General features: G+C 68.5%; 26 protein-coding genes. 13 read left to right on the top strand and 13 right to left on the bottom strand.

The annotated features are described in order from the left end of the window. Nucleotides 1-133: 133 nt before the first annotated feature. The gene (locus JOD27_RS18670) at nucleotides 134-748 is read right to left on the bottom strand and encodes a class I SAM-dependent methyltransferase (RefSeq protein ID WP_204763518.1); all 615 of its coding nucleotides are present in this window, start codon (nucleotides 746-748) and stop codon (nucleotides 134-136) included. A 134-nt stretch (nucleotides 749-882) separates the two neighbouring features. Here JOD27_RS18670 and JOD27_RS18665 point away from each other — a divergent pair, with 134 nt between their 5' ends. The 3 genes from JOD27_RS18665 to JOD27_RS18655 are packed head-to-tail and all read left to right on the top strand — an operon-like array spanning nucleotide 883 to nucleotide 5164. Further along, on the top strand, nucleotides 883-3654 hold the full coding sequence (locus JOD27_RS18665) for an AfsR/SARP family transcriptional regulator (RefSeq protein ID WP_204763517.1): 2772 nt from the start codon (nucleotides 883-885) through the stop codon (nucleotides 3652-3654). A 9-nt stretch (nucleotides 3655-3663) separates the two neighbouring features. Continuing rightward, nucleotides 3664-4434 carry an alpha/beta fold hydrolase gene (locus JOD27_RS18660; RefSeq protein WP_204763516.1) on the top strand — a complete coding sequence of 257 codons (771 nt, stop codon included), beginning with the start codon at nucleotides 3664-3666 and terminating at the stop codon, nucleotides 4432-4434. A gap of 49 nt (nucleotides 4435-4483) precedes the next feature. After that, nucleotides 4484-5164: a hypothetical protein gene (locus JOD27_RS18655; protein ID WP_204763515.1), complete on the top strand. Its 681-nt coding sequence runs from the start codon at nucleotides 4484-4486 to the stop codon at nucleotides 5162-5164. Here JOD27_RS18655 and JOD27_RS18650 read toward each other — a convergent pair. Continuing rightward, on the bottom strand, nucleotides 5061-5804 hold the full coding sequence (locus JOD27_RS18650; RefSeq protein ID WP_239567806.1) for a lysophospholipid acyltransferase family protein: 744 nt from the start codon (nucleotides 5802-5804) through the stop codon (nucleotides 5061-5063). The two genes, JOD27_RS18655 and JOD27_RS18650, sit on opposite strands and share 104 nt — an antisense overlap. Nucleotides 5805-5952: 148 nt before the next feature. Here JOD27_RS18650 and JOD27_RS18645 point away from each other — a divergent pair, with 148 nt between their 5' ends. After that, complete coding sequence (locus tag JOD27_RS18645; protein ID WP_204763514.1) at nucleotides 5953-8325, top strand: FtsK/SpoIIIE family DNA translocase; 2373 nt, start codon at nucleotides 5953-5955, stop codon at nucleotides 8323-8325. Here the strand turns inward: JOD27_RS18645 and JOD27_RS18640 are convergent. From JOD27_RS18640 to JOD27_RS18605, 8 genes are all read right to left on the bottom strand, one after another. Continuing rightward, on the bottom strand, nucleotides 8283-8855 hold the full coding sequence (locus JOD27_RS18640) for a GNAT family N-acetyltransferase (protein WP_204763513.1): 573 nt from the start codon (nucleotides 8853-8855) through the stop codon (nucleotides 8283-8285). The genes JOD27_RS18645 and JOD27_RS18640 overlap by 43 nt on opposite strands. Nucleotides 8856-8946: 91 nt before the next feature. Continuing rightward, on the bottom strand, nucleotides 8947-9414 hold the full coding sequence (locus JOD27_RS18635) for a phospholipase (RefSeq protein ID WP_204763512.1): 468 nt from the start codon (nucleotides 9412-9414) through the stop codon (nucleotides 8947-8949). A gap of 84 nt (nucleotides 9415-9498) precedes the next feature. Beyond that, the gene (locus JOD27_RS18630; protein ID WP_204763511.1) at nucleotides 9499-10152 is read right to left on the bottom strand and encodes a nitroreductase family protein; all 654 of its coding nucleotides are present in this window, start codon (nucleotides 10150-10152) and stop codon (nucleotides 9499-9501) included. Nucleotides 10153-10156: 4 nt separating this feature from the next. Continuing rightward, nucleotides 10157-11311 carry a YcaO-like family protein gene (locus JOD27_RS46090; RefSeq protein ID WP_204763510.1) on the bottom strand — a complete coding sequence of 385 codons (1155 nt, stop codon included), beginning with the start codon at nucleotides 11309-11311 and terminating at the stop codon, nucleotides 10157-10159. Further along, nucleotides 11308-11712 carry a hypothetical protein gene (locus JOD27_RS46665; protein WP_204763509.1) on the bottom strand — a complete coding sequence of 135 codons (405 nt, stop codon included), beginning with the start codon at nucleotides 11710-11712 and terminating at the stop codon, nucleotides 11308-11310. The genes JOD27_RS46090 and JOD27_RS46665 overlap by 4 nt, the downstream gene beginning before the upstream one ends. A 94-nt stretch (nucleotides 11713-11806) precedes the next feature. After that, nucleotides 11807-12595, bottom strand: a complete 789-nt coding sequence (locus tag JOD27_RS18615) for a hypothetical protein (RefSeq protein WP_204763508.1) — start codon at nucleotides 12593-12595, stop codon at nucleotides 11807-11809. Next, complete coding sequence (locus JOD27_RS18610; protein WP_204763507.1) at nucleotides 12579-13430, bottom strand: MerR family transcriptional regulator; 852 nt, start codon at nucleotides 13428-13430, stop codon at nucleotides 12579-12581. Before JOD27_RS18610 ends, JOD27_RS18615 begins: the two co-directional genes overlap by 17 nt. Nucleotides 13431-13491: 61 nt before the next feature. Next, nucleotides 13492-13992 carry an amino-acid N-acetyltransferase gene (locus tag JOD27_RS18605; protein ID WP_307830201.1) on the bottom strand — a complete coding sequence of 167 codons (501 nt, stop codon included), beginning with the start codon at nucleotides 13990-13992 and terminating at the stop codon, nucleotides 13492-13494. Between the two features lie 209 nt (nucleotides 13993-14201). Between JOD27_RS18605 and JOD27_RS18600 the strand changes: the two genes are divergently transcribed. From JOD27_RS18600 to JOD27_RS18560, 9 genes are all read left to right on the top strand, one after another. Continuing rightward, on the top strand, nucleotides 14202-15425 hold the full coding sequence (locus tag JOD27_RS18600) for an AAA family ATPase (protein ID WP_239567655.1): 1224 nt from the start codon (nucleotides 14202-14204) through the stop codon (nucleotides 15423-15425). Next, nucleotides 15412-15966, top strand: a complete 555-nt coding sequence (locus JOD27_RS18595; protein WP_204763504.1) for an RloB family protein — start codon at nucleotides 15412-15414, stop codon at nucleotides 15964-15966. The genes JOD27_RS18600 and JOD27_RS18595 overlap by 14 nt, the downstream gene beginning before the upstream one ends. Before the next feature lie 39 nt (nucleotides 15967-16005). Beyond that, nucleotides 16006-17430, top strand: a complete 1425-nt coding sequence (gene rimO, locus JOD27_RS18590; RefSeq protein WP_204763503.1) for a 30S ribosomal protein S12 methylthiotransferase RimO — start codon at nucleotides 16006-16008, stop codon at nucleotides 17428-17430. Further along, nucleotides 17427-18005: a CDP-diacylglycerol--glycerol-3-phosphate 3-phosphatidyltransferase gene (gene pgsA, locus JOD27_RS18585; RefSeq protein WP_204763502.1), complete on the top strand. Its 579-nt coding sequence runs from the start codon at nucleotides 17427-17429 to the stop codon at nucleotides 18003-18005. Before rimO ends, pgsA begins: the two co-directional genes overlap by 4 nt. Further along, nucleotides 18002-18481: a CinA family protein gene (locus JOD27_RS18580; RefSeq protein WP_204763501.1), complete on the top strand. Its 480-nt coding sequence runs from the start codon at nucleotides 18002-18004 to the stop codon at nucleotides 18479-18481. The genes pgsA and JOD27_RS18580 overlap by 4 nt, the downstream gene beginning before the upstream one ends. A 102-nt stretch (nucleotides 18482-18583) precedes the next feature. Beyond that, on the top strand, nucleotides 18584-19006 hold the full coding sequence (locus JOD27_RS18575) for a helix-turn-helix domain-containing protein (RefSeq protein WP_204763500.1): 423 nt from the start codon (nucleotides 18584-18586) through the stop codon (nucleotides 19004-19006). Between the two features lie 406 nt (nucleotides 19007-19412). Next, a complete protein-coding gene (locus JOD27_RS18570; RefSeq protein ID WP_204763499.1) occupies nucleotides 19413-20264 on the top strand; it encodes a PspA/IM30 family protein in 852 nt (283 codons plus the stop codon). Nucleotides 20265-20301: 37 nt separating this feature from the next. Then, a complete protein-coding gene (gene pspM / locus JOD27_RS18565) occupies nucleotides 20302-21123 on the top strand; it encodes a phage shock envelope stress response protein PspM (protein WP_204763498.1) in 822 nt (273 codons plus the stop codon). Between the two features lie 235 nt (nucleotides 21124-21358). Continuing rightward, complete coding sequence (locus tag JOD27_RS18560) at nucleotides 21359-22543, top strand: uracil-xanthine permease family protein (RefSeq protein ID WP_307830200.1); 1185 nt, start codon at nucleotides 21359-21361, stop codon at nucleotides 22541-22543. On the opposite strand, the gene JOD27_RS18555 is transcribed toward JOD27_RS18560, so the two are convergent. The 3 genes from JOD27_RS18555 to JOD27_RS18545 are packed head-to-tail and all read right to left on the bottom strand — an operon-like array spanning nucleotide 22544 to nucleotide 24618. Next, nucleotides 22544-23521 carry a quinone-dependent dihydroorotate dehydrogenase gene (locus JOD27_RS18555; protein ID WP_204763496.1) on the bottom strand — a complete coding sequence of 326 codons (978 nt, stop codon included), beginning with the start codon at nucleotides 23519-23521 and terminating at the stop codon, nucleotides 22544-22546. A gap of 42 nt (nucleotides 23522-23563) precedes the next feature. After that, a complete protein-coding gene (locus JOD27_RS18550; RefSeq protein WP_204763495.1) occupies nucleotides 23564-24088 on the bottom strand; it encodes a hypothetical protein in 525 nt (174 codons plus the stop codon). Further along, nucleotides 24085-24618 (bottom strand): RNA polymerase sigma factor, encoded by a 534-nt coding sequence (locus JOD27_RS18545; RefSeq protein ID WP_204763494.1) that lies wholly within the window; start codon nucleotides 24616-24618, stop codon nucleotides 24085-24087. Before JOD27_RS18545 ends, JOD27_RS18550 begins: the two co-directional genes overlap by 4 nt. Between the last annotated feature and the right edge of the window lie 16 nt (nucleotides 24619-24634).

The raw sequence follows: 24634 nt of genomic DNA, 5'->3' as shown, positions 1-24634 counted from the left end.
TCCGCCGCGCCCCGTACAACCAATGCCGGGAACTTGAGCGGCGACGCGTTGCGCGGACCTTCGCGGTCGGGTTCGGCGCTCTCGCCGGGCGTACCGGATCTGCCGCGCACCGTGCGATCAGGCCTCGACAGCGCTAAGGGCGTTGGCACACCAGGTGCAGCGACTCCTCGGGCGTCGCGCCGGGGAAGGACGGGGTGAAGACCGGCCGGCTCCGGCGCACGACCCGCAGGCCGACGTTGCCGAGGTGCTCCTCGTAGTTCTCCTCGGAGAACGACGACACCTCGATCTCCTGACCCATCCACGGCAGCGAGATCTGTTCGACGTCGATCGCCACGGTGGCCAGGAAGAAGTGGCCGCCGGGGCGCAGCCACGCCGAGACGCGGCCGAGGGTGTCGATGATCTCGGCCTGAGGCATCTGCAGAAGCGAGAAGACGGCGCAGATGACGTCCCACGAACCGGCCGGCGACTCGAAGTCGCGGACGTCGATCTTGTGGAACGTGGCGTCGGGGACCTGGTCCGAGGCGATGTCGACCATCACCGGGGACACGTCGATGCCGGTGACCTTCATGCCAGCCTTGGCGAGCGTGCGGGCGACCGGGACGCCGGTGCCGCAGCCGATGTCGAGCACGCGCGAGCCCGACGGCTGGGTGGCGGCGAACCAGGCGAGCGTGCCGTGCAGTGCGGGCTGGTGCGACCAAGCGCGTTGGTATTCCAGTCCGAGCGTGTCGAAGACCTCGGCCGCGTTCATCTCCGCCCCTCATTTCGGCCCAATCCACCTGATGTGAAGTGTGGAGAAGCCCTCTGCACGGACTCTGGATGGCTTCTGGACGAAAACTGACGGTAGGTTGCGGGGTGACTGCGGACAGCGACGGAGTGAGCAGAGTGCAGAACGAGTTGCGCGTCAGCATGCTGGGCGCGCTCGCGGCGACGGTGGACGGGCAGGAGCTCACCCTGGGGCCGCCGCGGCAGAGAGCTGTGCTCGCGGTGCTCGCCTTGCGTGCCAACCACGTCGTGTCGCGCAGCGAGCTGATCGACGCGGTCTGGGGCGAGGAGCCGCCTGCCAGCGCCGACAACGGCATCCACACCTACGTCGCCGGGCTGCGGCGCCTGTTCGAACCGGGCAGGGCCTCACGTGCGCCGAGCTCGGTGCTGCTCTCCACGGACGCTGGATACTTGCTGAGGCTCCCATCCGGGAGTTCCGACGTCGCCATGTTCCGCGCCCATCTGGACGAGGCCGGGCGTCTGCGCACGCAACCGGCGGAGGCCATCGGCGCGTTCGACGCCGCTCTGGGCTTGTGGCGTGGCATCGCTCTGGAGGGCGTGCCAGGGCCGTTCGCCGCTGTGGAGCGCGCGCGTCTCGCCGAACTGCGGCTGACGGCCGTGGAGCAGCGTGCCGCGTTGATGCTGTCCGTCGGACGTGAGGCCGAGGTGGCGGCGGAGCTCGCGACGTTGGTCAGCGCGCACCCGTTGCGCGAGAGGCTGCACGGCCTGTTGATGTCGGCGTTGTATCGCGGCGGCAGGCAGGCGGAGGCTCTCGCCGTCTACGCGGACTTACGCAGGCTGCTGATCGAGGAACTCGGCATCGAGCCCGGTCCTGAACTCCGTCAGGTCCACGAACAACTGCTCGTCGGCCGCCACGATCCGCAGCCCGAGCCCGCAACCCCCGCCCTGGTGCCGGTACAGCTGCCGCACGAGATCCGTGACTTCACCGGCCGCGCGAAGGAGCTCGCGAAGCTCACCGAACTCGTTCCCCACGACCACTCGCCGGTCCTCGTCGCCATCACCGGCACCGGCGGTGTCGGCAAGACCGCTCTCGCCGTCCGGTTCGCCCATCAGGTGGCCTCCGAGTTCCCCGACGGTCAGCTGCACGTCGATCTGCGCGGCTTCGACGCCTCGTCACCGCCGGTGCAGCCCGCCGCCGCTCTGCACCAGCTGCTGCAGAGCCTCGGTGTTCCCGCCGAACGCATCCCGGACGACCTGCCCGCGAAGTCCGCTCTGTACCGGAGTGTGCTGGCCGGCAAACGGCTTCTGGTGCTGCTCGACAACGCCCGTCTCGCCGAACAGGTGCGTCCGCTGCTGCCGGGCCGGTCGTCGTCGATGGTGCTGGTGACCTCGCGCAACCACCTCGGCGGCCTGGTGGCCCGCGACGGTGCGCACTCGGTGACGCTGTCGACGTTGACCCGCGACGAAGCCTTGGCGTTGCTGACTTCCGCGGTGGGGCCGGACCGCGTCGCCGCCGAGCCCGATGCCGCGGCCAAGCTCGTCGAACTGTGCGGCCACCTGCCGTTGGCGGTGCGGATCGCGGCCGAACGTGTCGTCGCCCGCCCGCACCTGACGCTGGCCGACCTGGCCGGTGACCTCGCCGACGAACGCGACCGGCTCAACGTCCTCGCCACCGGCGACGACGAGGACACGGCTGTGCGCGCGGCCTTCTCGTGGTCGTACCTGGCACTGAAACCCGACGCGGCGAGGGCGTTCCGGCTCATCGGCCTGCATCCGGGCGCCGAGATCAGCCTCAACGCCGTCGCCGCGCTGACCGGTGTGCCGGTGTCACGGGCGCGGACGCTGCTGGATGTGCTGGCGGGCGGGCACATGCTGGAGGAGGTCGCGCGCGGCCGCTACCGGCTGCACGACCTGCTTCGCCTGTACGCCACGGAGCTCAGCGCCACCGAGGAGTCCGCGGAGGGCCGTTCCGACGCCGTGGAACGCCTGCTGCGGTGGTACTTCGACACCGCGAACGCCGCCGGCACGGTGATCTCGCCGCCGGACCACCCGTCGTTCCTGCTCCCGCCACTGTCCACTCAGGACTTCACCTCGCACGACGAGGCTTTCACCTGGTGCCGCACGGAATCCTCGAACCTGCTGGCTGTCTCCCGGCTCGCCGAGGACCACCACTCGCCGACGGCCTGGCAGATACCGGTCGCGCTGTGGAACTACTTCATCGTCTCCAGCGCCCTGGACGAGTGGACCCGCACGTACCGCGTCGCCGAACGTGCCGCGACCCTCGAGGGCAACCAGGCCGCGCGCTCCTGGGCGGTGCACGGCCAGGGCCTGGCGGCCTTCCGCGGTCAGCGTTTCGCCGATGCCCTCGAACTGTTCGACCGCGCCCTGGCGATCCGCCGCGACATCGGCGACCGCGTGGGTGCCGCGTGGAGCCTCACCGGGCTGGGCATGGCCTACGGCGGCCTGCGCCAGTTCGACCTGGCCGTCGACAGGTTCAGCGAGGCCCTGAACGGCCACGTCGAGGTGGGCTCGTGGTTCGGCGAGGGCGGCACGCGCCTGTTCCTCAGCGACATCCTGCGCTTGGCGGGCCAGCACGAGGCTTCGCTGGCGTCGGCCCGGATGGCGTTCGAGCTGATGGACACGCACGACGCCGTGCACGGCAAGGCGATGGCCCTCGTCAGCATCGGGTGGGCGCAGTTCAAGCTGGGGCAACGCGTCGAGGCGCGCGACTCGTTCCGGCACGCGCTGGAGTTCCTGCGAGGGCTCGGTGACCGCAAGAGCCTCGCCGAAGCGTTGCACGGCCTGGGGGAGACGAGCGCGGGCCAGCCCGACGTGGCGCGGACGCATCTGCTGGAGGCGTTGGCGATCTACGAGGACTACGACCATCCGCTCACAGCGGAAGTGCGGGCACGGCTGCACGAGTTGGCATAGAACTGCCTCGTGCACTTCGTAGAACACGGTGCGGGCACTCCGGTGCTCGCCATCCACGGCTGGACACCTGACCATCGCCTGATGCTCGGTTGTCTGGAACCGCTTTTCGCCACCAGGCCCGGTTACCGGCGCCTGTACCCCGACCTGCCGGCGATGGGGAAGTCGCCAGCGGACGGCGTCAACTCCAGTGACGACATGCTTGCGGCGCTGGAGAAATTCGTCGACGCGGAGATCGGCGCGGAGCCGTTCCTGCTGATCGGCGAGTCGTACGGCGGCTACCTCGCGCGGGCGTTGGCGCATCGGCGACCGGACCAGGTCCACGGGCTGGCCCTGATCTGCCCGATCGGCACGAAGGCCTTCGCGGCTGACCGGACCGTGCCTCAGTTCGAGGTGCGCAGGTCGGACGGCGTCGTGCTGGATCCGGAACTGGCCGCGCAGTTCGACGGCATGGCCGTGGTGCGGACGGCGGAGACGGCACGCCGGTTCGCCGAGGAGGTCCTGCCGGGCCTCGAGGTCGCGAACCAGGGCGCGATGTCACGGATCCAGGGCGCCTGGGAGCTGTCCGCAGGCCCGGAGCTGGGGACTTACGAACGGCCCGCGCTGTTCCTGACCGGCCGTCAGGACAGCATCACGGGATACGAGGACGTGTACGCGTTGCTGCCGCACTACCCGTACGCGTCGTTCGCCGTGCTGGACACCGCGGGGCACAACCTGCAGATCGAGCAGCCCGTGTTGTTCAACGCGCTCGTGGGGGAGTGGCTGGATCGGGTCGCTCGGTAGGGGTGATCCCTGATGCGCGTCGCCATGATATGTAGGCACACTACATGTCATGGCGAAGCGCGCGAGAACTCTGGTGGTGTGGCTGCACGTCGTGACCTCGGTCGGCTGGCTCAGTCAGGCCGTGGCACTGCTGGCGTTGCTGCTCTACGGCATGAAGACGAGTGATTCCACCGCCTTCAGGATGGCGCGCGTGCTCGACCACAACGTGCTCGCGATCATGGCCAACGTCAGCGCGTTCACCGGCATGATGCTCAGCGCCACGACGCCGTGGGGCTACTTCCGGCACTGGTGGGTGCTCGCGAAGTTCGCGATCACCGTCAGCCAGCTCTACATCGGCATCTTCATCCTGAGCGGCAACCTGGAGAAGGCCGCGGAGGGCCACGTCACCGCGTGGATGCCGGTCGGCACGGCGCTGATGGTCGGCGCGATCGCGTTCCAGACGTGGCTCAGCGTCGCCAAACCGTGGGGCCGCACGCCGTGGGCCGATCCGAGGATCAAGCTGCCCACGGCGTCCGCGAAGGCCTTCGCACTCGCACTGGTCGTTCCCGCGGCCGACTACGCGCTCAACCTCTGGATGGGCAATCCCATGCCGCTGTTCATGTTGGTCACGGTGATCGCCTACTCGATCAGACGGGCCGCCAGGGGGAGGCACCGGTCGTCGGCCGCGTCGGGTCGTGGAACTTCGGGAGATCCGGCTCGTCGAGGCGCAGCGGCACCAAGCCCTCGGTGATCGCGAGCATGATCCGCTCGTGGGCACGGCGGGCGTCGCCCATCGTCTCGGCGTTCAGATCGGACAGCTCGACCGGCTTGCCGAAGTGGACCTTGAACGTCGGGCGCCTGCGGATCGCGGACAGCCACGACGTCAGGTACGGCAGGAAGTCCTTCCAGCCGGAGACGTGCAGGTTGCCCCAGTACACGGCCTCGTGAGCGCCCCACTGGCTGATCGGGATCACCGGGATGCCGCCGCCCAGCGCCATGCGGGCGACGCCGGTCTTGCCGCGCTCCGGCCACATGCCGGGGTCGAGCGTGATCTTGCCCTCGGGGTAGACGGCGATCGGGTCGCCGCCCTTCTGCAGGGCCTCGACGGCGCGGTGCATCGCCTCGCCCACGTTCGCCGACCTGCGGTCGACGCGCAGGTGACCGCACGCCTTGAGCGCCGGGCCCATGATCGGGGCGTCGAGCAGCCCGCCCGCGAGCATGAAGCGCGGGTTGATGCCGATCTTGCGGCACGCCGCGATGAGCACGAACGGGTCGAGGTTGCCGATGTGGTTGGAAGCGAGCAGCAACGGCTTGCCGAGCAGCTCCGGTGGAACGTCGCCGGAGACCTCGAGCTTGCCGGTCAGCGCGACGAAGCCACGGTCGAGCGCCATGAGCACGCGCCAGAAGAGCGGTGTGGACACGCGGGGCAGCGTACGGCGTGTCGGAACGACAGCGTGCGGGATCCGGGGAACCATGAGGTTTCGCACGCGTCCCAGTTGCAAACGGGGCTGGTGAGACGCGAGGGACTACCTTATACACATGGCCGGGCGTACAGGGACTTCACGCAAGACCACGTCACGCGGCAAAGCACCAGCCAAGCCGCGGGCGCGCTCCACCGCGTCCAGAAAACCCGCTCCGCGCAAGAGCAGCGGCGCCATCGGCGCCGTGTGGGGTGGCATCGGCCGTGGTGTCGGCAGCCTCGTGCGCACCGTCAGCCGTACCAAGGACCTGGATCCCGAGCACCGCCGTGACGGGCTCGGGCTGCTGCTGATCGCGCTCGCGTTCATCACCGGCGCCGGTGTGTGGTGGCAGGCAGGTGGACCGGTCGGGCAGTGGGTCGACGTCGCCGTGCGCAGCTCCGTCGGGTTCCCCGCGGTGATCGTGCCCGTCGTGCTGCTCGGCATCGGCATCACGCTGATGCGCACCGACCCGAAGCCTGAAGCGCGGCCGCGGCTGATCATCGGCTCGTTGCTGATGATGATCGGTGTGCTCGGCATGTTCCACCTCATCGGCGGCCTGCCGATGGACCCGGTCGAACGCCGCAGCGCCGGTGGCGCCCTGGGCTACCTGGCCGGTGGCTTCCTCGCGCAGGGCCTCACCCCGTGGGTCGCGGGGCCGTTGCTGTTGCTGATCTTCGCGTACGGCCTGCTGGTCGTGACGCACACGCCGATCCGCCAGGCGCCCGAACGCATCCGCTCGCTGCTGCACCCCGGCGCCGGTAGAGAAGAAGCGCCTGGGGACGAGGAGCAGGAGGAGGAGCCGAAGCCGGTCCGCCTGCGCCGTCCCAGCAGGCGTCGCCAGGCCGCCGCGCCCGTCGAGGACGAGCCGCAGGCCGAGCTGCCGCTGGAGGAGCCGGAACCGGCGCCCGCGAAGCCCGCCAAGGAACCGAAGAAGGCCCCGGCGATGGCCGTGCGCGCCGTCGAGGGCGACTACCAGCTGCCGCCGCCGAACATCCTCAAGGACGGCGACGCGCCCAAGGCCCGCAGCAAGGCCAACGACCAGATGATCGAGGCCATCACCGGCGTCCTAGACCAGTTCTCGATCGACGCCCAGGTCACCGGCTTCACCCGCGGCCCGACAGTCACGCGCTACGAGGTCGAGCTCGGCCCCGGCGTGAAGGTCGAGAAGATCACCGCGCTGACCAAGAACATCGCCTACGCGGTCGCCACCGACAACGTCCGCCTGCTCGCGCCGATCCCCGGCAAGTCCGCGGTGGGCATCGAGGTGCCCAACAGCGACCGCGAGATGGTGCGCCTGGGCGACGTGCTGCGCGCGTCGTCGACGTTGAAGGACACGCACCCGATGGTGATCGGCCTCGGCAAGGACATCGAGGGCCACATGGTCACCGCGAACCTGACGAAGATGCCGCACCTGCTGGTCGCGGGCTCCACGGGTTCCGGTAAGTCGTCGTTCGTCAACTCGATGCTGGTCTCCCTCCTGGCGCGCGCGACGCCGGAGGAGGTGCGCATGATCCTCATCGACCCGAAGATGGTCGAGCTGACGCCGTACGAGGGCATCCCGCACCTGATCACGCCGATCATCACGCAGCCGAAGAAGGCGGCGGCCGCGCTGGCGTGGCTCGTGGAGGAGATGGAACAGCGCTACCAGGACATGCAGGTCAACCGGGTGCGCCACATCGACGACTTCAACCGCAAGGTCAAGTCGGGCGAGATCACCGCGCCACCGGGCTCCGAGCGCGTCTACCGGCCGTACCCGTACATCATGGCGATCGTCGACGAGCTCGCCGACCTGATGATGACGGCGCCCCGCGACGTCGAGGACGCGATCGTGCGCATCACCCAGAAGGCACGTGCGGCGGGCATCCACCTGGTGCTGGCGACGCAGCGCCCGTCCGTGGACGTCGTCACCGGTCTGATCAAGACCAACGTGCCGTCGCGCCTGGCGTTCGCGACCTCGTCTCTGACCGACTCGCGGGTCATCCTGGACCAGCCGGGCGCCGAGAAGCTGATCGGCATGGGCGACGGCCTGTACCTGCCGATGGGCGCGTCGAAGCCGGTGCGCATCCAGGGTGCGTTCGTCGGCGACGAGGAGATCTCCCAGATCGTCGACTTCACCAAGAACCAGGCGCAGCCCGAGTACACCGACGGCGTCACGGCGGCCAAGGCGGGCGAGAAGAAGGAGATCGACGCCGACATCGGCGACGACCTCGAACTGCTGGTGCAGGCGGCCGAGCTGATCGTCACGTCGCAGTTCGGCTCGACGTCGATGCTGCAGCGCAAGCTCCGCGTCGGGTTCGCGAAGGCGGGGCGCCTCATGGACCTGCTGGAGACCCGCGGCGTCGTCGGGCCGTCCGAGGGCTCGAAGGCGCGTGAGGTGCTGATCAAGCCGGACGAGCTCGAGTCCGTGGTCTACCTGATGCGCGGCGGAGGCCCCGTCGGCGACGAGGACTGAGCGTTCCAGACGCCGAACCACTGCTCCGCGCCGAACTCCTCGAACCGCTCCACCTCGGTGAACCCTAGCTTCGTGACGAGGCGCATCGAGGCTTGGTTGGCGGTCTGGGTCGTGAGCACCACCGGCTCACCGGGATGGGTGCCGGCGAACCAGTCGAGCGCCGCCGAGCACGCCTCGGCGGCGTACCCGCGGCCCCAGGACTCGGGCAGGAACAGGTAGCCGAGCTCGGCCTCGCCGCCCTCCGGCAGCAGCCGGCCCAGGCGCTGCGGGTCACGCCGGTCGAACGTGATCATGCCGATCATCGTTCCGCCGAGGTCGACCACGAAGGAGCCGAAGCGGCGTCCCGGCACCTCGGGCGCCGAGCGCTCCAGGTCTTCGCGTCTTTGTGCGCCGCCGATGTAGACGCCCACCTCTGGTGAGGCGAACAGGTCTATGAACGCCGGGCGGTCTTCGGGCACCGACTCGCGGAGCACCAGCCGCTCTGTCTTGATCGGCGCGGGTGGCCAGGTGACGGCGTGGTGAGTGCCCATGGTCGGTTCCCCCAAGCTGACGCAGGGGTCCCCTTTGGCTGGGAACCCCTGCATCTCAACGTACTCGGCTGGTCTGACAGTCGGCGGCGCCTTACTTCAGCCCTGCCTGCCGGAGGCTCGTGGCGGTCGACGAAGCGGTCCCGCCGAACTCGCGCACGGCCTTGTAGTAGATGTCGGCCGTCCGCTTGCAGGCCCAGTTGCCGCCGCACTGGTTGTACATGTCGGACTTGAAGTTGTTGTCGATGCGCAGACGCGTGGTCTCGTTGAACCGCCCCTGGCGCTTGTAGTTGCGGTAGCCGAAGTCGTGCCGGTGGCAGGTCGGCAGGAACTTGAAGCCGAAGGGGTTGTCCGGCGAGTACGAGCAGCCGTCGGACGACCAGTCGAGCTGGCCGGCGTAGGGCTGCTGTGCGCGCAGTGTTGTGAACTGGGTGAGGGATTTCGAGAACAGGTAGTCGTCGGTCACCGCGACGATGTCCACGGCGTGGGCCGGGGCACCCGTGAAGATCAGGGCCAGGGAGGCGGTGGCACCCACGAATGCCGAGCGCAGGGTCTTCGACATGGCGAGCTCCTCGGAGTGTGAGCAGGGTCTCGCCTTGTTGTAGCGGGTGGTCGAATGTCCTCGGTAGACACGATCTGATGAACGTCAGGTGATCGTGTGACCGCACGCGATCGCTGTGGCCACGCGGAGGTCTCGGGGTAGCCCCAGAGAGTGAAGCATTTCGTTGTCGGCTACTCCGCCCAGCAGATAGCCGCCCAGTTTCTGCTCCGCCAGACGGAGGCAGATGCTCTGGGCCGCCGCGCCCACCTCGATCAGGCCGAACCTGCCCGCGCGTTCGCCGTACTTCTCGAACGACTCCGCGTCGGCGAGCACCAGGACGATCGTGAGCGGCGGGACCTCGGGTGTGCCGAGGATCGAGGCCAGGTTCGCGGGAGCCGGGCCGATGTCCTGCAGGGCGTGCCGGCGGATGTCGTAACGGACCGCACGGTCGTTCACGAACGCGTAGCAACGCATCGGGTTCAACCCGCCGGCCGACGGGAAGCTGTTGTCTCCCAGCGCGCCGAGGACCGTGCCGAGTTGCTTGTCCGTCAACGGTTTCGACGTGAACTCCCGAGTGCTTCTGCGGGCCTGGAACAGCTTCTGCAGCCGGTCGTGAGGCTTGGGCAGCGGCCGGGGTGCGGTGGGCAGCTCCAGCGGGTCGATCAACGGTGGCCGCGGGCGGAAGTCGCGCAGCCGTTCACCGAGCCGCAGCTGGTGCAGCGGCGAGAACCGGCTGGCGGCCCAGAAGTCGTCGAACATGGCCTCACCCCAACGGATGCGGTGCTGGATTGGGGAACACGCCCGGCGAGGCGTGCGGGTAGCGCCACTCCAGTTCACGGGCGCGGCCACCGAGGTGCGGCCAGCGGTGGTCGGAGTGCAGTGGCGCGAGGTCGGGGGAGAGGACGCGGACGCAGTGCAGCCCGACGGCCGACAGTTCCGGCGTGGTGAGCTCCCGGTACGCGAGCCGGATGCCGCGGCCGTCGAGTGCGTGCACCAGTTCGGTCAGTTCGCCGGCAGCGCCACGGCGGGCGGCGTCCGGCGGCGGGTCCGTCTCGATGCCGCCGAACCACGGCAGCACGTCCCACTCGTCCGGGTGCGTGGCGTAGTAGACGGCGTGCTTGTCGAAGTCGGTGACCTCCTCGATCGGCTGATCACCGTTGCGCGCCGACCACACCTCGATGAACACCGTGCCCTGCACCCACTCCTCGTAGGCCTTCCGCAGTGCCTCCGCCACGGTCGCGCGGCAGGCGAGCCCGAGCGTCGGCCGCCGCTTCCCGGCGATCGGGAGCGATCCGGCGACGGCGATCACCGGGTGCGGGCTGTAGTCGGGCGTGAGGTCGAACGCCTGCACGCCGTGCGGAAGGTCAGCCGAAAATCGCTGCGGTGCGATGGAATGCAGCCAGGTGGTCGTGAACGCGTCGCGCTCGACCAGCTCCTGCGTCGCCCTCAGCAAAGCGCTCGTGGTCGACGGGCCCGCCGCCAGTCCGGACGACGTCGTGGGCAGACCGTGGGAGGCGTCCAGGCCGACCAGGCCGACGGGAACGCGGACCGGCGAGTTGTCCGGCAACGTCCACACCCGCGTGTACCGGGTGTCGACGTATCCCTTGCGGTAGCGGTAATCGCCGCGCACGCGCTGCTCGACCGTGTGCAGGCTGAAGTGTTCCAACGGCCAGCACTCGCCGTCCGTCACGATCTCCAGCGGAGCTCGCGCGGCCGCGTGGCGTTCCAAAGCCTCGGCTATCGCGGCAACCTTCGACGTGCCACCGGAAGTACCGCCGGTGGCGAACGGCTCCGGCACCGCGGCCCAGCCCTCGACGTCCACATCGGACAGACTGTGCGGCACGGGGTGCAGCTGTGACACCACACCCTGCCGCCACCCGACCGCGCGCTCGATCAGCGCCTCCGCGACGGTCTTCACCGCTTGCCCCGGTAGTGCTTCCAGAGCGAGTACCCGAGCGCCAGCGCCGCGCCGCCGTAGATCACCAGCGCCACCGAGATGTGCACGTACGAGGCGATGGGGCCCAGCACGGTCAGCACGACGAAGGGTTCGAGGCACCACAGCACGGCCCAGCCGAGCAGGCGGCGCGCGCTGCCGAAGGGCTTCGGCGACTTCGCGATCGAGCCGACCGCGAGCGCCCAGACCAGTGCGAGCCCGAAGCCGCCGACCCACCAGCCCCAGTGCAGGTCGAAGATCGCACCCCAGGTGACGACCGGCAGCGCGACGACGAGGAGCGGGTAGAGAGCGGCCGGCAGAACGAGGGCCCAGCGCGGCTTTTCCAGGTGTTTGGTGTCCTCGTGCAGTGCGGCCGGGATGTGCACGGCCGCGCCGACCGAGGAAACCGCGCAACAGCAACAACAACAGCAACAGGTGGGCGTCGCGGCGTTCGCGGCGGCGGCACCGGGTGAGAACTGGTCAGGTAGTCGAACTGCTGTCGTCATGGTTCCCCCAAGGCAAGGGCACACGCCCAACTGGTAGCGCGGGGCAGATCTCGCAGCCCGCGGCGGGCAGCACGCTCTCGCGGGTCGTCGTGAACTCGTCGAGGTTGACGGTCACGACCGCGTCCAGCAGCGCCAGCGAACCGTTGCGGATGTTCTGAACCGCTTGCAGCGCAAGAGAAATCGGGAAGTCGAACGTCATGGCCGCAGGCTGCGGCGGAGGCGGCGGATCCCCCCACCGCCGCCCGGCCCGCACCGCGAGGCACGCCAGGCACGCGCCGGCACCGGGCACCACGAAGGGGCCGATGGCGGCGGTGTGGTGGTACGCGAGGTCCAGCAACAGGTGCGGAACCTTCGTCTCGCGCGCCACCTCGACCAGGTCGACCAACGTGCCGGTGGTCCGCACGACGAGCAGGAGGTCCGGATTCTCGTTGTGCGGCAACCGCTCCACCAGCCCGGCGGGTGCCTCGCCGACGAACCGCGTGCCGACCCCCATCGGCTGGTGCTCGTCTGCGGGCAACCGCGCCGGGCGGAGAGCGCCCAGGGTCCTCAGCTGGGCCACGTGCCGGCGAACCGGTTCCCCCAACCGGCTTTCGTCGACCGTTCGAGCCACTCCCCTCAACACCGGCTCGAACAGTCCTGCCAGCGCCACGGCCACCGCCCTGGGCAGGTCTGGGATCAGGTACGCGAGATCCGCTCCCGCGTACACGACAAGTCCTTCGTCTCTCAGCTGGGCGTGCCACGCGGGATCAGCGACCAGGCTCATCCTCGTCCCCCCTCGCCAGGAATCTCTCGATCTCCTGCTCGCTCGGCAGTTCGCCGTCCGGATCGACGATCTTCTCGGCGATCGGCGGCAGCGGCTGCTCCGCCCACGCGGGCTGGAACTCGTCGCTGGGCAGCAACCCGTGGCGCGACGCGAACTCCTCCGCCGCGTCCCGGATGGACTCCCGCAGCGTCCCCACCACCGCGGTCTCCGCCGTGTAGGTCAGCTCGACGAGCAACGTCCGCACGTTCTCCAGCTGGTTCTCGTCACCGGCCTTGCGGGCGAGCTCCGGCCAGAACTGCTGCTCGAACAACCGCACGAAGTCCGCCGCGATCGCGTCGGTCGCCGTGCGCAGGCGCGTGAAGCTGTCCATGACGTCATCGCTGGGCACCCGCAGGCCGGCGAGCCTGCCGCCTGCCTCGAGCGCCCAGCGACGCGCGTGCGGCCAGCCGTACTTCCACCGCACCAAGCCCAACCGCATAGCCCGGAGGAGGAGTCGCGGTTGGACGTCTCCCATCGGAATCAGGTGCTTGATGTCGCGCACCTTGATCCGAACCCAGTCGTCGGGCCCCTCGGTCTCGCCCATGCCGAGCACCGCGGCGACCGACTCGCCCTTTTCGCGTGCCGTGATCAGCTCCGCGATCGCCGGCAACGAGAACCCCCGCTGCTGCAACCGCTGGACCAGCGTCAACCGCTCGACGTGCGAGGCGTCGTAGTACGCCACGCGTCCCTGCCTTCTCGGCGCGTGCAGCACACCCTTCGTCTGGTACATGCGAATGGTGCTGCTGGGCAGGCCGATCCGGGCAGCGAGCTCGTCGATGGTCAGCGATTCGGTCACGGACCGATCATGGTCCGCACCGTTCGTTGAGTCAAGACTCTTCGAGTAATCACTCGAAGAGTTACAACTCCAGGAGCATCCGGCTGTTGCCGAGGGTGTTCGGCTTCACGTAGCTGAGGTCGAGGAACTCGGCGACACCCTCGTCGACCGATCGCATGATCTCCTCGTAGACCTCGGGGCTCACCGGCGTGCCCTCGATCTCCACGAACCCGTGCTTGCCGAAGAACTTGGTCTCGAACGTCAACACGAAGATGCGCGCGAGCTGCAGCTCCTTGGCCGTCGCGATGAGCTGGGCCACGATCCGGTGACCCACGCCCCGGCCGAGCGCCATGGGGGACACGGCGACACTGCGGATCTCGGCCAGGTCCTCCCACATCACGTGCAGGGCACCGCAGCCGAGCAGCTCGCCGTCCTCCTCGGCCACCCAGAACTCCTGGACCGCCTCATAGAGCGTGACCAGGGGTTTGGCCAGCAGGACCTTGCCCGCGTACCCGTCGATCAACGCCTTCATGGCGCGCACATCGCTGGTGCGGGCGCGCCGCACGACTACCCCACTGGTCACGAGGAACAAGTATGAGCTGGCCTCCCGAACTTGTGGCGAGCAGTGGTGCCGATCGTGAAGCCACTTGAATTGGACCGCTTCAGGGTGCTTTCTGCGGTTTACTCGCACCATGGAGCCTGTAGTCTGCTTCTGGAGGTGGATGATCAGTGCTTCGAAGTTTCCGGCTCGGGAACCACCGCTCGTTTCGTGACGAGCGTGAGTTGCTGCTCATGCCTGCCTACTCGAAGGATCGCGACGTTCTGCCGGTAGCTGCGATCTACGGAGCGAACGCCTCGGGGAAGTCGAACCTTGTCGACGGCCTGCGGTTCATGGTCCAGGCCGTACGCGACTCGTTCGCGGTATGGGCGCCGGATGGCGGCGTGCCGAGACAGCCGTTCAAGCTCGACGGGTTACCTGACCGGCCCTCGGTGTACGTGGTCGAGCTGGTCGAAGCCGGTGTCCGGTACACGTACGGCTTCCAGGTGGACGATCACCGCGTGCTGGAGGAGTGGCTGTACAGCTACCCCGAGAAGCGCAAGCGTGTCCTCTTCGAACGCGTCGGAGGTCAGCTCAAGTTCGGTACCACGGTCGCCGAGGGGGCCGCCAAGGGCGATGTGCTGACCGGGCTCCTCCGGCCGAACGCCCTGTTCCTGAGTCTTGCCGCACAATCAGGAATCGAGGCTGTGCTTCCTGTTCAACGGTGGTTCACCAGCAAACTGGTGTTCCACCGTCAGGTGGACGCCGGGTTCGACCACGAGCTGATCACGCACTTCTTCCGTGGCGCCAACGACAGCCTGACCAGGCAGGTCGTGGATCTGCTGAGAGTCGCTGACCTCGGCATCACCGGCGTGCTGCACGGAGAGAACCGGCCAGTTGACGAAGCTGAGATGTCGGTCATCGAGCGCGTGATGGATCCTGACATGCCGCGTGGCCGGGCCAGCCAGCTTCTACGGGATGCGATCGGGAAACGACGGCGGATTCAGCTCACACACGGACCGCAGAACGAACCGTTCGACATCGCCGAGGAGTCGGCGGGCACGCTCTCCTGGCTGATGATGTTGCCCATGACGCTGTCAATGCTCCGCCACGGGGGAACGTTGGTCGTCGACGAGATCGATGCGAGCCTGCACCCTCGTCTCACCGCGGCGCTTGTCGGACTGTTCCGGAGCACTGAAGCGAACGCGGGCGGCGCGCAGCTCGTGTTCACCACACACGACGCTAGCCTGCTCAGCCCCGTCCTCGGTGACGAGGTGCTCACCCGTGAGGACGTCTGGTTCGTCGACAAGAACTCCGGGGGTGCGTCTGATCTGTACCCATTGACCGATTTCAAGCCGCGTAAGGAGGGCGAGAACCTGGAGCGCCGCTATCTCGGTGGTAGCTACGGTGCCGTCCCTGACGTCGAGACCGAGACGTTCGTGTCCGCAGTCCTCCGAGGTGTCGATGGCGCGGCGTGAGAACACGCCACGTCGTCGTCGGACGCCGTCGCGGACGTCGGCCAGTCGCGTGCTTGCGGTGTGCTGCGGGCAGACAGAGCGGGCGTATCTGGACGGGTTGAAGCGTCTCTCCAAGCCGGTGACCTTGAGATCGGTCGTCAAAGTCGGCTCACCTGCGCAACTTGTGAGGCACGCGGTGAAGCTGCGTGAGAAGGACCGCGATGGATTCGACGAGTACTGGTGTGTCGTCGATGTCGACGACTTCGACATCGACGAGGCCGTTGCCGTTGCCGTTGCGACAGGCATCTCGTTGGCTGTGTCGAATCCGTGCTTCGAGGTGTGGTTGATCCTCCACTTCGCGGACTGCACCGCCGGCATCGCCAGTCCGATGGCAGCCGCCGAGAAGTTGCGCAGGCATCTGCCTCGCTATTCGAAGGGCGTGCTCGACTTCGCTCTGTTCGCCGAGCGTGTCGACAAGGCGGTCGCGCGGGCCAAGGCGTTGGGGCCAGGCAACCCTTCGAGTGACATGTGGCGGCTGGTCGAGGTCGTTCGGAAGCACTGAATTCAAGGTCTGACACTGCGGCCGGTTACGCTGAGCACCGTGTCTTCTCCCACCACTCCGCGACGCGTGTCGCTGCTGACCCTGGGTTGCGCCCGCAACGAGGTCGACTCCGAGGAACTCGCCGGACGCCTCGGCGAAGGCGGCTGGGAGCTGGTGGACGAGGGCTCCGAAGCCGACGTCGTCGTCGTCAACACGTGCGGCTTCGTCGAGCAGGCCAAGAAGGACTCGGTCGACACGCTGCTGGCGGCCTCCGACACGGGCGCCAAGGTCGTCGCGGTCGGGTGCATGGCCGAGCGGTACGGCAAGGAGCTCGCGGACAGCCTGCCCGAGGCGGCGGCGGTGCTCGGGTTCGACCAGTACAACGACCTGGCCGAGCGCCTCAACGACGTGTTGCACGGCAAGCCCATCGAGTCGCACGTGCCGGTCGACCGCCGCACGTTGCTCCCGATCACGCCGGTCGAGCGCCAGGACGCCAAGGACAACGTCCAGGTGCCCGGCCACGGCTGGGGCCCGACCAAAACACCCCGCAAGCGCCTCGACGACGCCCCCGTGGCCCCGCTGAAGATCGCCAGCGGCTGTGACCGGCGGTGCTCGTTCTGCGCCATCCCGAGCTTCCGCGGCGCGTTCGTGTCGCGGCACCCCGACGAGGTCGTGGCCGAGGCCATGTGGCTCGCCGAGAACGGCGTCAAGGAGCTGTTCCTCGTCAGCGAGAACAGCACCAGCTACGGCAAGGACCTGCCGCGTGAGCAGGGCGCCCTCGAACAGCTCCTCCCACGTCTCGCGTCCGTCCCCGGCGTCGAGCGGGTCAGGATCAGCTACCTGCAGCCCGCCGAGACCAAGCCCAGTCTCGTCGCGGCCATCGCGAAGACCGAGAAGGTCGCGAACTACTTCGACATGTCGTTCCAGCACTCCAGCGAGAACGTGCTGCGGCGCATGCGCCGGTTCGGCGACACCGACAGCTTCCTCAAGCTCGTGTGGCAGATCCGCGAGCACGCGCCCGAGGCGGGCATCCGCAGCAACTTCATCGTCGGCTTCCCCGGCGAGACCGAGGAGGACCTGCAGGAGCTGGAGCGCTTCCTGACCGAGGCCAGGCTCGACGCGGTTGGCATTTTCGGGTACTCGGACGAGGATGGCACCGAGGCCGAGAACCTCGACGGCAAGCTCGACGCGGACACCATCGCCGAACGGGTGCATCGCATCGGCAACCTCGTCGAGGAGCTCACCAGCCAGCGGGCGGAGGACCGGGTCGGCTCGGAGGTCGTCGTGCTGATCGAGCACGAGGCCGACGACGCTGCCGAGGAGGACTGCGTCGGCCGGGCCGAGCACCAGGCGCCCGAGGTCGACGGTGAGTGCATCGTGCTCGAAGGCGAGGACCTCAAGCGCGGTGACCTCGTGCGGTGCCGCGTGGTCGACTCCGAGGGCGTCGACCTGGTCGTCGAGCCAATCGAGGTGTTGCCGACATGACGGAGGCCAGGAAGGTCCCGCTGCTCAACGTCGCCAACGTCCTCACGATGGCGCGGATGGCACTGGTCCCGGTCTTCCTGCTCTCACTGTTCGCGGCGGGCGGCTTCGACACGACGTGGCGGCTCATCGCGTTCGGGATCTTCGCCGTCGCGAGCTTCACCGACCACATCGACGGCACGCTCGCCCGCAAGCACGGGCTGATCACCGACTTCGGCAAGATCGCCGACCCGATCGCGGACAAGGCGCTGACCGGGTCCGCGCTGGTGGGCCTGAGCATCCTCGACGTGCTGCCGTGGTGGATCACGATCGTCATCGCCGTACGCGAGGTGGGCGTGACGCTGCTGCGGTTCTGGGTGATCCGCTACGGCGTGATCCCGGCCAGCCGCGGTGGCAAGGCCAAGACGTTGCTGCAGATCATCGCCATCGGGTTGTTCCTGCTGCCGCAGAACGACGTCATCGCGGTCATCGCCTGGGTGATCATGGCCGCGGCACTGATCCTCACGGTCGTCACGGGAATCGATTACGTCATCCGCGCGTTTAAGTTGAAAGCCCGCGCGGGTAGGGCGGTGGCGTGACGAACGTCGTCGACCTGCTGAAGGCGCGTGGGCAGACCGTAGCCACTGCCGAGTCGCTGACCGCGGGTCTGCTGTGCGCGACGATCGTCGACACACCGGGGGCGAGTGCCGTGGTCCGCGGTGGGTTGATCGTCTACGCCACCGAGCTCAAACAAGAGCTCGCCGGCGTGGATCAGCAGTTGCTCGACGAGCACGGCGCCGTGCATCCCGACGTTGCGATCCAACTGGCGCAGGGCGCCCGGAACCGGTGCAAATCGGACTGGGGAATCGGGCTGACCGGCGTCGCCGGACCTGACCCGCAGGACGGAGTCGCTCCAGGAACGGTCCACATCGGCTTGAGCGGGCCTGGAGTGTCCACAGTGCGGACAATCACGGTGAGTGGCGACCGGAAAGCGGTGCGTTCCACAGCCGTGGAGAAAGCGCTGGTCCTGCTGTCGGAATACCTGCTGATGACCGCAGACGGGAACAAACGATGACTTCGCGTTCGTTCGCCCTTGGCGGACGTGTTCGGAAGTCACTGCCCGTTGTCGGTGTCGATCGGTAACGTAGGGACACGGCCGGCCGGAAGGAGGCGCGCGATGACCGTGCTGCTACGCGAGGCGATCGGTGATCGGCTTCGCCATGCCCGCACCAACCAACGCCGCACGCTGCGCGAGGTCTCTCGGACCGCCCGCGTGAGCCTGGGGTACCTGTCCGAGGTGGAGCGCGGCCGCAAAGAGGCGTCCAGCGAGCTCCTCGCGGCCATCTGTGAAGCGTTAGAGCTGCCGCTGTCCGAGCTGCTGCACCACGTCGCCTCCGACATCGGCGCCGTCTCGCAGACGCCCGACACGGTGCCGGACACCGTCCCCGACGGCCGTTCGGAGCACGGCAAGCTCGAAGGTGGCCGCGTGCTGCCGACCACGCTCTCGGACGACCTGTCCGACCTGCGCCTGCAGCCGATGCTCAGTCATCGGCTCACGAGCAAGATCGGCGAGCCGCCGAAGGCCGTCGTCGCAGCTTGATCATGTCGTCCTCGACCCCGTTCGCCACGAATGCGGACGGGGTCGCTCGCATTCGCCCGTTCGGGACGGTACGCGGGGAGCTTTCGTACGGCAGGAGAGTACGAAAGCTCCCCGCGTACCGCTGTGGCCCCGAACACGTGACGGTCTGCAACAACGGTGGCCGCTCGCACGTTCAACTGGCAACGACGGCAGCGTGCTGATCGGCAGGCAACGGCTTGGCCACAGCACGCTGGGTCACCGCGTCTCGGGGCGCGGGTGCGGGCAGGATTGGGCGCCGTCGGGCGTTCAATCCAAAGTCCCGGGGTGGGTCGGGGTCTTCCCGGATATCTCCCCAGGTTGGTGGAACCGCCGACGCACAATTGAGACGATGGATCCAACACCGGCACCGAGAAGGCAGGCGTAGGAGATGGCCAGTCCGTTCGTGAAGTTCTGGAAGTACCTGATGGCATCGTTCTCGTCCAAGATCGACGAGCACGCTGACCCGAAGGTGCAGATCCAGCAGGCCATCGAGGAGGCGCAGCGTCAGCACCAGGCGCTTTCTCAGCAGGCGGCGGCCGTGATCGGAAACCAGCGGCAGCTGGAGATGAAGCTGAACCGGCAGCTCGGCGAGGTCGAGAAGCTGCAGTCCTCCGCGCGTCAGGCGCTCGTGCTCGCCGACGAGGCGCGCTCGAAGGGTGACGAGCAGAAGGCCCAGCAGTTCGAGAACGCCGCCCAGGGCTTCGCCACCCAGCTCGTCACCGCCGAGCAGGGCATCGAGGACCTGAAGACGCTGCACGACCAGTCGCTGCAGGCCGCCGCACAGGCCAAGCAGGCTGTCGAACGCAACTCGATGATGCTGCAGCAGAAGCTCGCCGAGCGCACGAAGCTCCTCAGCCAGCTGGAGCAGGCGAAGATGCAGGAGCAGGTCTCCGCGTCGCTGACCCAGATGAGCGAGCTCGCCGCGCCGGGCAACGTGCCGTCGCTGGAAGAGGTCCGCGACAAGATCGAGAAGCGCTACGCCACCGCGATCGGGTCCGCCGAGCTGGCCCAGAACTCGGTGCAGGGCCGCATGCTCGAGGTCCAGGCCTCGACCACGCAGCTCGCCGGCGCCTCGCGTCTCGAGCAGATCCGCGCGTCCATGCACGGTGGCCAGAGCAGCACGCCGCCGCAGGTCACCGCGGGCAACAGCGCCGCGGCGCAGATCCAGGCCGAGATCGCGCAGCGCGTCCAGCAGGAGCAGAAGACCACGCAGCAGCAGGTCCCGCCGGCTCAGAACTGAGTTCTGACGAGGGGGCAGGAGGGGTCAGCAGGTGATCATGGAGCCCTGGAGAAACCGTCCCAACAACGAGATCGTCCGCAAGGTCGTCAACGAGTTGGGTGCGTCGCTCCAGGGCCACCCGCTGGCCGAGCAGGCGCGCTACCGCCTGCACAAGTGGAACGACCCCCGCGCGAAGCTCGAGCGCAAGCGCAAGCGCACCAACGCCGTGCTGACGTTCTGGCTCGCGTTGATCACGATCTTCGGCACGCTGGCCGTCTTCGGTTTCACCGGCGTGCTCGGCACGTGGGCGACCGTCACCGGCACGATCGGTGCCGCCCTGCCCGGCCTGCTCGCCGTCCGCAGCGGGTTCAAGCTGCGGGAGCTCAAATCCGCGAAGCAGCGGCTGGAGCTGTCCCCGCCGCCCGCTCCGCGGCCACCGCTGCCCGCCCACATCTCCGCCGCGCGCATCCCGATGGAGAAGCTCCACGAGGCGGAGGACGCGATGACCGAGCTGCTGCGCCAGCTCGACTCGCCGATGCTCACGTCGATGCCGACGGAATCCGTCCAGCACGCCCGGCAGACCGCACAGGAGGCCTCCGCGGCCATCCGGTCGGTGTCAGCCCAGCTCCAGGCCGTGGAACGCGCCAGGAACACCGCGCCGCCGCTGGAGCGCGCACCGCTCGTCGAGGGCGTGCGCGTGCTCAGAATCCAACTGGCGGACGGCGTGGACCGCTACTGTTCGCTGGTGGCGGCCGCCGGTCAGGCGCTGGCGGCGAGCACGGCGTTCCAGGATCCGCGCCAGGTGCTGGACGACGCCACCGACCACATGGCTGGTCTCGCGTCGGCGATGCGGGACGTGTCAGGCTATTCAGCGCACTGATGTGACGCTTTGTAGTCGCATGCGCCTATTCGACGGTCCCCCCTGGAGATCTTTACGGCGATCGTGTGATTATCAGACCGTTATCTAGCCGTAGCCACTACATGGCGTGGCAGGATTCCGGGGCCGGGCAGCGGGAAGTCCGGCTGGGTTGCCGGGAGGCAGTGCGTTGGCGTTGTGGACCGTGCACGGGGACGGTCGGATCACCGACAGTGAAACCGTCGCACCGCAGGAGCGGGTGAGCTGGCCGCTCACCATCGGGTTCGGGGTGCAGCACCTGGTCGCGATGTTCGGCGCGACCGTGCTCGTCCCCACCGCCACCGGCCTCCCCGTCGCCACCACGCTGCTGTTCTCCGGCCTGGGCACGCTGCTGTTCCTGGTGATCACCAAGAACCGCGTCCCGAGCTACCTGGGCTCGTCCTTCGCGTTCGTCGCGCCTCTCGTCGCCGCCCGCGAACAGGGCATCGCGGCTCAGCTCGGCGGTGTCGTCGCCGCCGGTCTGCTCGTGATCGTCGTCGGCATCGCGGTCAAGGCACTCGGCGTGCGGCTGCTGGAGTCGGTCATGCCGCCGGTCGTCTCCGGCGCCGTCGTGATCATCATCGGCCTGAACCTCTCGCACCAGGCCACCTCGCACTTCGCCAGGCAGCCGTTGCTGGCCGCTCTGACGACCGTGGTGATCCTGCTGGCCGGCGTGCTGGGCAGGGGCTTGCTGAACCGGTTCGCGGTCCTGCTGGGCTTCGTGGCGGCCTGGCTGGGCGGGCTCGCGTTCGGCGCGGTCCCCGCGGAGAAGTTCACGGCCCTGCGCGACGCCGCGTGGGTGGGCCTGCCGCAGGTGTACCAGCCGGAGCTGCGGCCGTCCGTCGTGCTGCTGATGCTGCCGGTCGTGATCGTCCTGGTGGCCGAGGTCGTGGGCCACGTGAAGGCCGTCGCGGCGCTGACCGGCCGCAACCTCGACGGCAGCGCGGGCGACGCGATCATCGCGAACGGGCTGTCGACGGCGCTGTCCGGTCTGGGCGGTGGTGTCGGGACGACGACGTACTCCGAGAACATCGGCGTCATGGCCGTGACACGCGTGTACTCCACGGCGGCGTTCGCGTTCGCCGGTGTGATCGCCGCGGCGCTCGCGTTCTCCCCGAAGGCCATCGCGCTGTTCGGCACCATCCCGGCGGGTGTGCTGGGCGGCTGCACGTTGGTGCTCTACGGCCTGATCGTGCTCATCGGCGTGCGGATCTGGATGGACCGCGGCGTCGACCTCACGAGCCCGGTCAACGCGATGGTCGGCGGCGCCGCGCTGGTGGCCGGTGTCGGCGACCTGACCATCGAGATCGGCGACCTGTCGATGGGCGGCATGGTGTGGGGCTCGCTGCTCGTCGTGATCCTGCACCCGGTGATGCGCTGGCTGCGAGCCGCCCGCCGCACCTGATCACCGCAGCGCGCGGTTGATCCTCGACACCAGCCCCGGCCCCTCGTAGATGAACCCGGTGTAGATCTGCACGAGGCTCGCCCCGGCGTCGATCATGCGCTTGGCGTCGTCCGCGCTCGCGATGCCACCGACCCCGATGACCGGCAGCTCGCTGTTCTTGGTGATGAACCGGACGACGTCGTTCGCGCGCTGGGTGAGCGGCTTGCCGCTGAGGCCGCCGGTCTCGGTCCTGTGGGGGCTCTGGAGGCCCTCACGGCTGAGGGTGGTGTTCGTGGCGATGAGGCCCTTGACGCCGTTGTCCACGCACACCTGGATGACCTCCTCGATGGCGTCGTCGGTGAGGTCGGGCGCGATCTTGACCAGCATCGGCTTGTCCGTGGCCGCGGTGAGCGCCTGGACGAGCTCGGTGAGCGCGCCCTTGTCCTGCAGGCTGCGTAGTCCCGGCGTGTTCGGCGAGCTGACGTTGATGGCGTAGTAGTCGCCGTGGTTCTTCAGCGCTTCGAGCGAGTTGAGGTAGTCCTGGACGGCGTCCTCGACCGGCGTGATCTTGGACTTGCCGAGGCTGATTCCCAGCGGCGCCCTGAGGGTGATCCGGTCTAGCCGGTCGGCGAGCGCCTGGGCTCCGGCGTTGTTGAAACCCATCCGGTTGATGATCGCCTCGTCCTCGCGGAGCCGGAACAGCCGCGGCTTCGGGTTGCCCGGCTGGGCGTGCCAGGTGACGGTGCCGACCTCGACGAACCCGAACCCGAGCGCGGCCCACGCCGGCAGCGCACGCCCGTCCTTGTCGAGGCCCGCCGCGAGGCCGACCGGATTGGGGAACCGGACGCCGAAGACGGTGCGCGGGTTGTTCTGGTTGCGCGCGAACCTCGCCAGCGGGCTCAGCCGGGCCATGACGGCGAGCGTGGTCTCGTGGACCCGCTCCGCGTCGCCGCCGTGCATTCCGAACAACGCCCTGCGAACCACCTGCTTGTAGACCACGCGCCCACCCTATAACGCCAGTTCAGGGTGGGCGCGCGCTCCCTAGTCGCCGACCTCGTCCAAGCAGTCCGGCGCCGGGTCGCGGTGCGGACCGGTGTAGCCCAGTCCGGTGCCGCGGTTCGGCAGGTTCGAGACACCCAGCAGGATCGTCCACCCGTCCGGGACGTCGCCAGGGCTCATCGTGACCGACCCGTCCGCCTCGTTCTGGCGCGGCAGCTTGTAGTCCTCAGCGATCTTCATCTTGCTCTCGTCGAGCGGAGGACACTCACGCGACATCGGTACCGCTTTGGCGTGGATCCCGTACTCGCGCAGCTTCGCATTCGCAGGGGCGACCCCTTTGATGTCCTTGATGGTCACCGTGACGCTGCCGTCCGCGTTCTTGGTGACCGCGTACGCCTCCGGAGCGCTGCCGCTCGTGGTGATCGCCACGGTGGCCACGCCGGCAACCGCCAACGTCCCGGCCGCCACCAGCAGCGGCCTGGTCGATCGCTTCGACGGCTCAGGTTCGGCCACCGCCGGCCCGTGCTCACGCATCAGGTCGTCCAGAAGGTTCTCCTTGAAAGTCATGCCTGCCCCCTCAACTTGCCGCGTGCTCGGAAGAGCCTGATCCGCACCGCGCCGGACGAGACGCCCAGCACGGCCGCGGCTTCCTTCGGTGTCATGCCGACCAGGTCGACGAGCTCGACGACCTCGCGGTCGAGCGCCGGCAACGCGGCCATCGCCGCGACCAGCTCGCGACCTTCGCGTTCGGCGTCGATGCGGCCCACGAGGTCGTCGATCTCGTCACCGGACAGCGCACGGCGGCCGTTCATGCGCACGACCACGTCCCGGCCACGCGTGACGGCCTCGCAGTGCTGCGCGAAGATCCGGCGGCCGATGCCCAGCAGCCAGGATCGGGCGGTGCCCTTGGTGCGGTCGAAGGTCGCGAACGAGGTGATGGCGGCGACGAACGTGTCCGCGGTGAGGTCGGCGGCGGTCTGCGGGTCCGCGGTGCGCCGCGCGAAGTACGCCGTCACGACGTCGAACTCGGCCTGGTAGATGGCTTCGAACGTGCGTGCCGCGGCCGTGACCGGCGGTGGGTGGACTGGAACTGTCATCGGCTGACTCACGCCA

Source organism: Lentzea nigeriaca (genome assembly GCF_016907955.1).
Classification (GTDB): Bacteria; Actinomycetota; Actinomycetes; order Mycobacteriales; family Pseudonocardiaceae; genus Lentzea; species Lentzea nigeriaca.
This window is presented reverse-complemented; position numbering and strand designations above follow the sequence as displayed.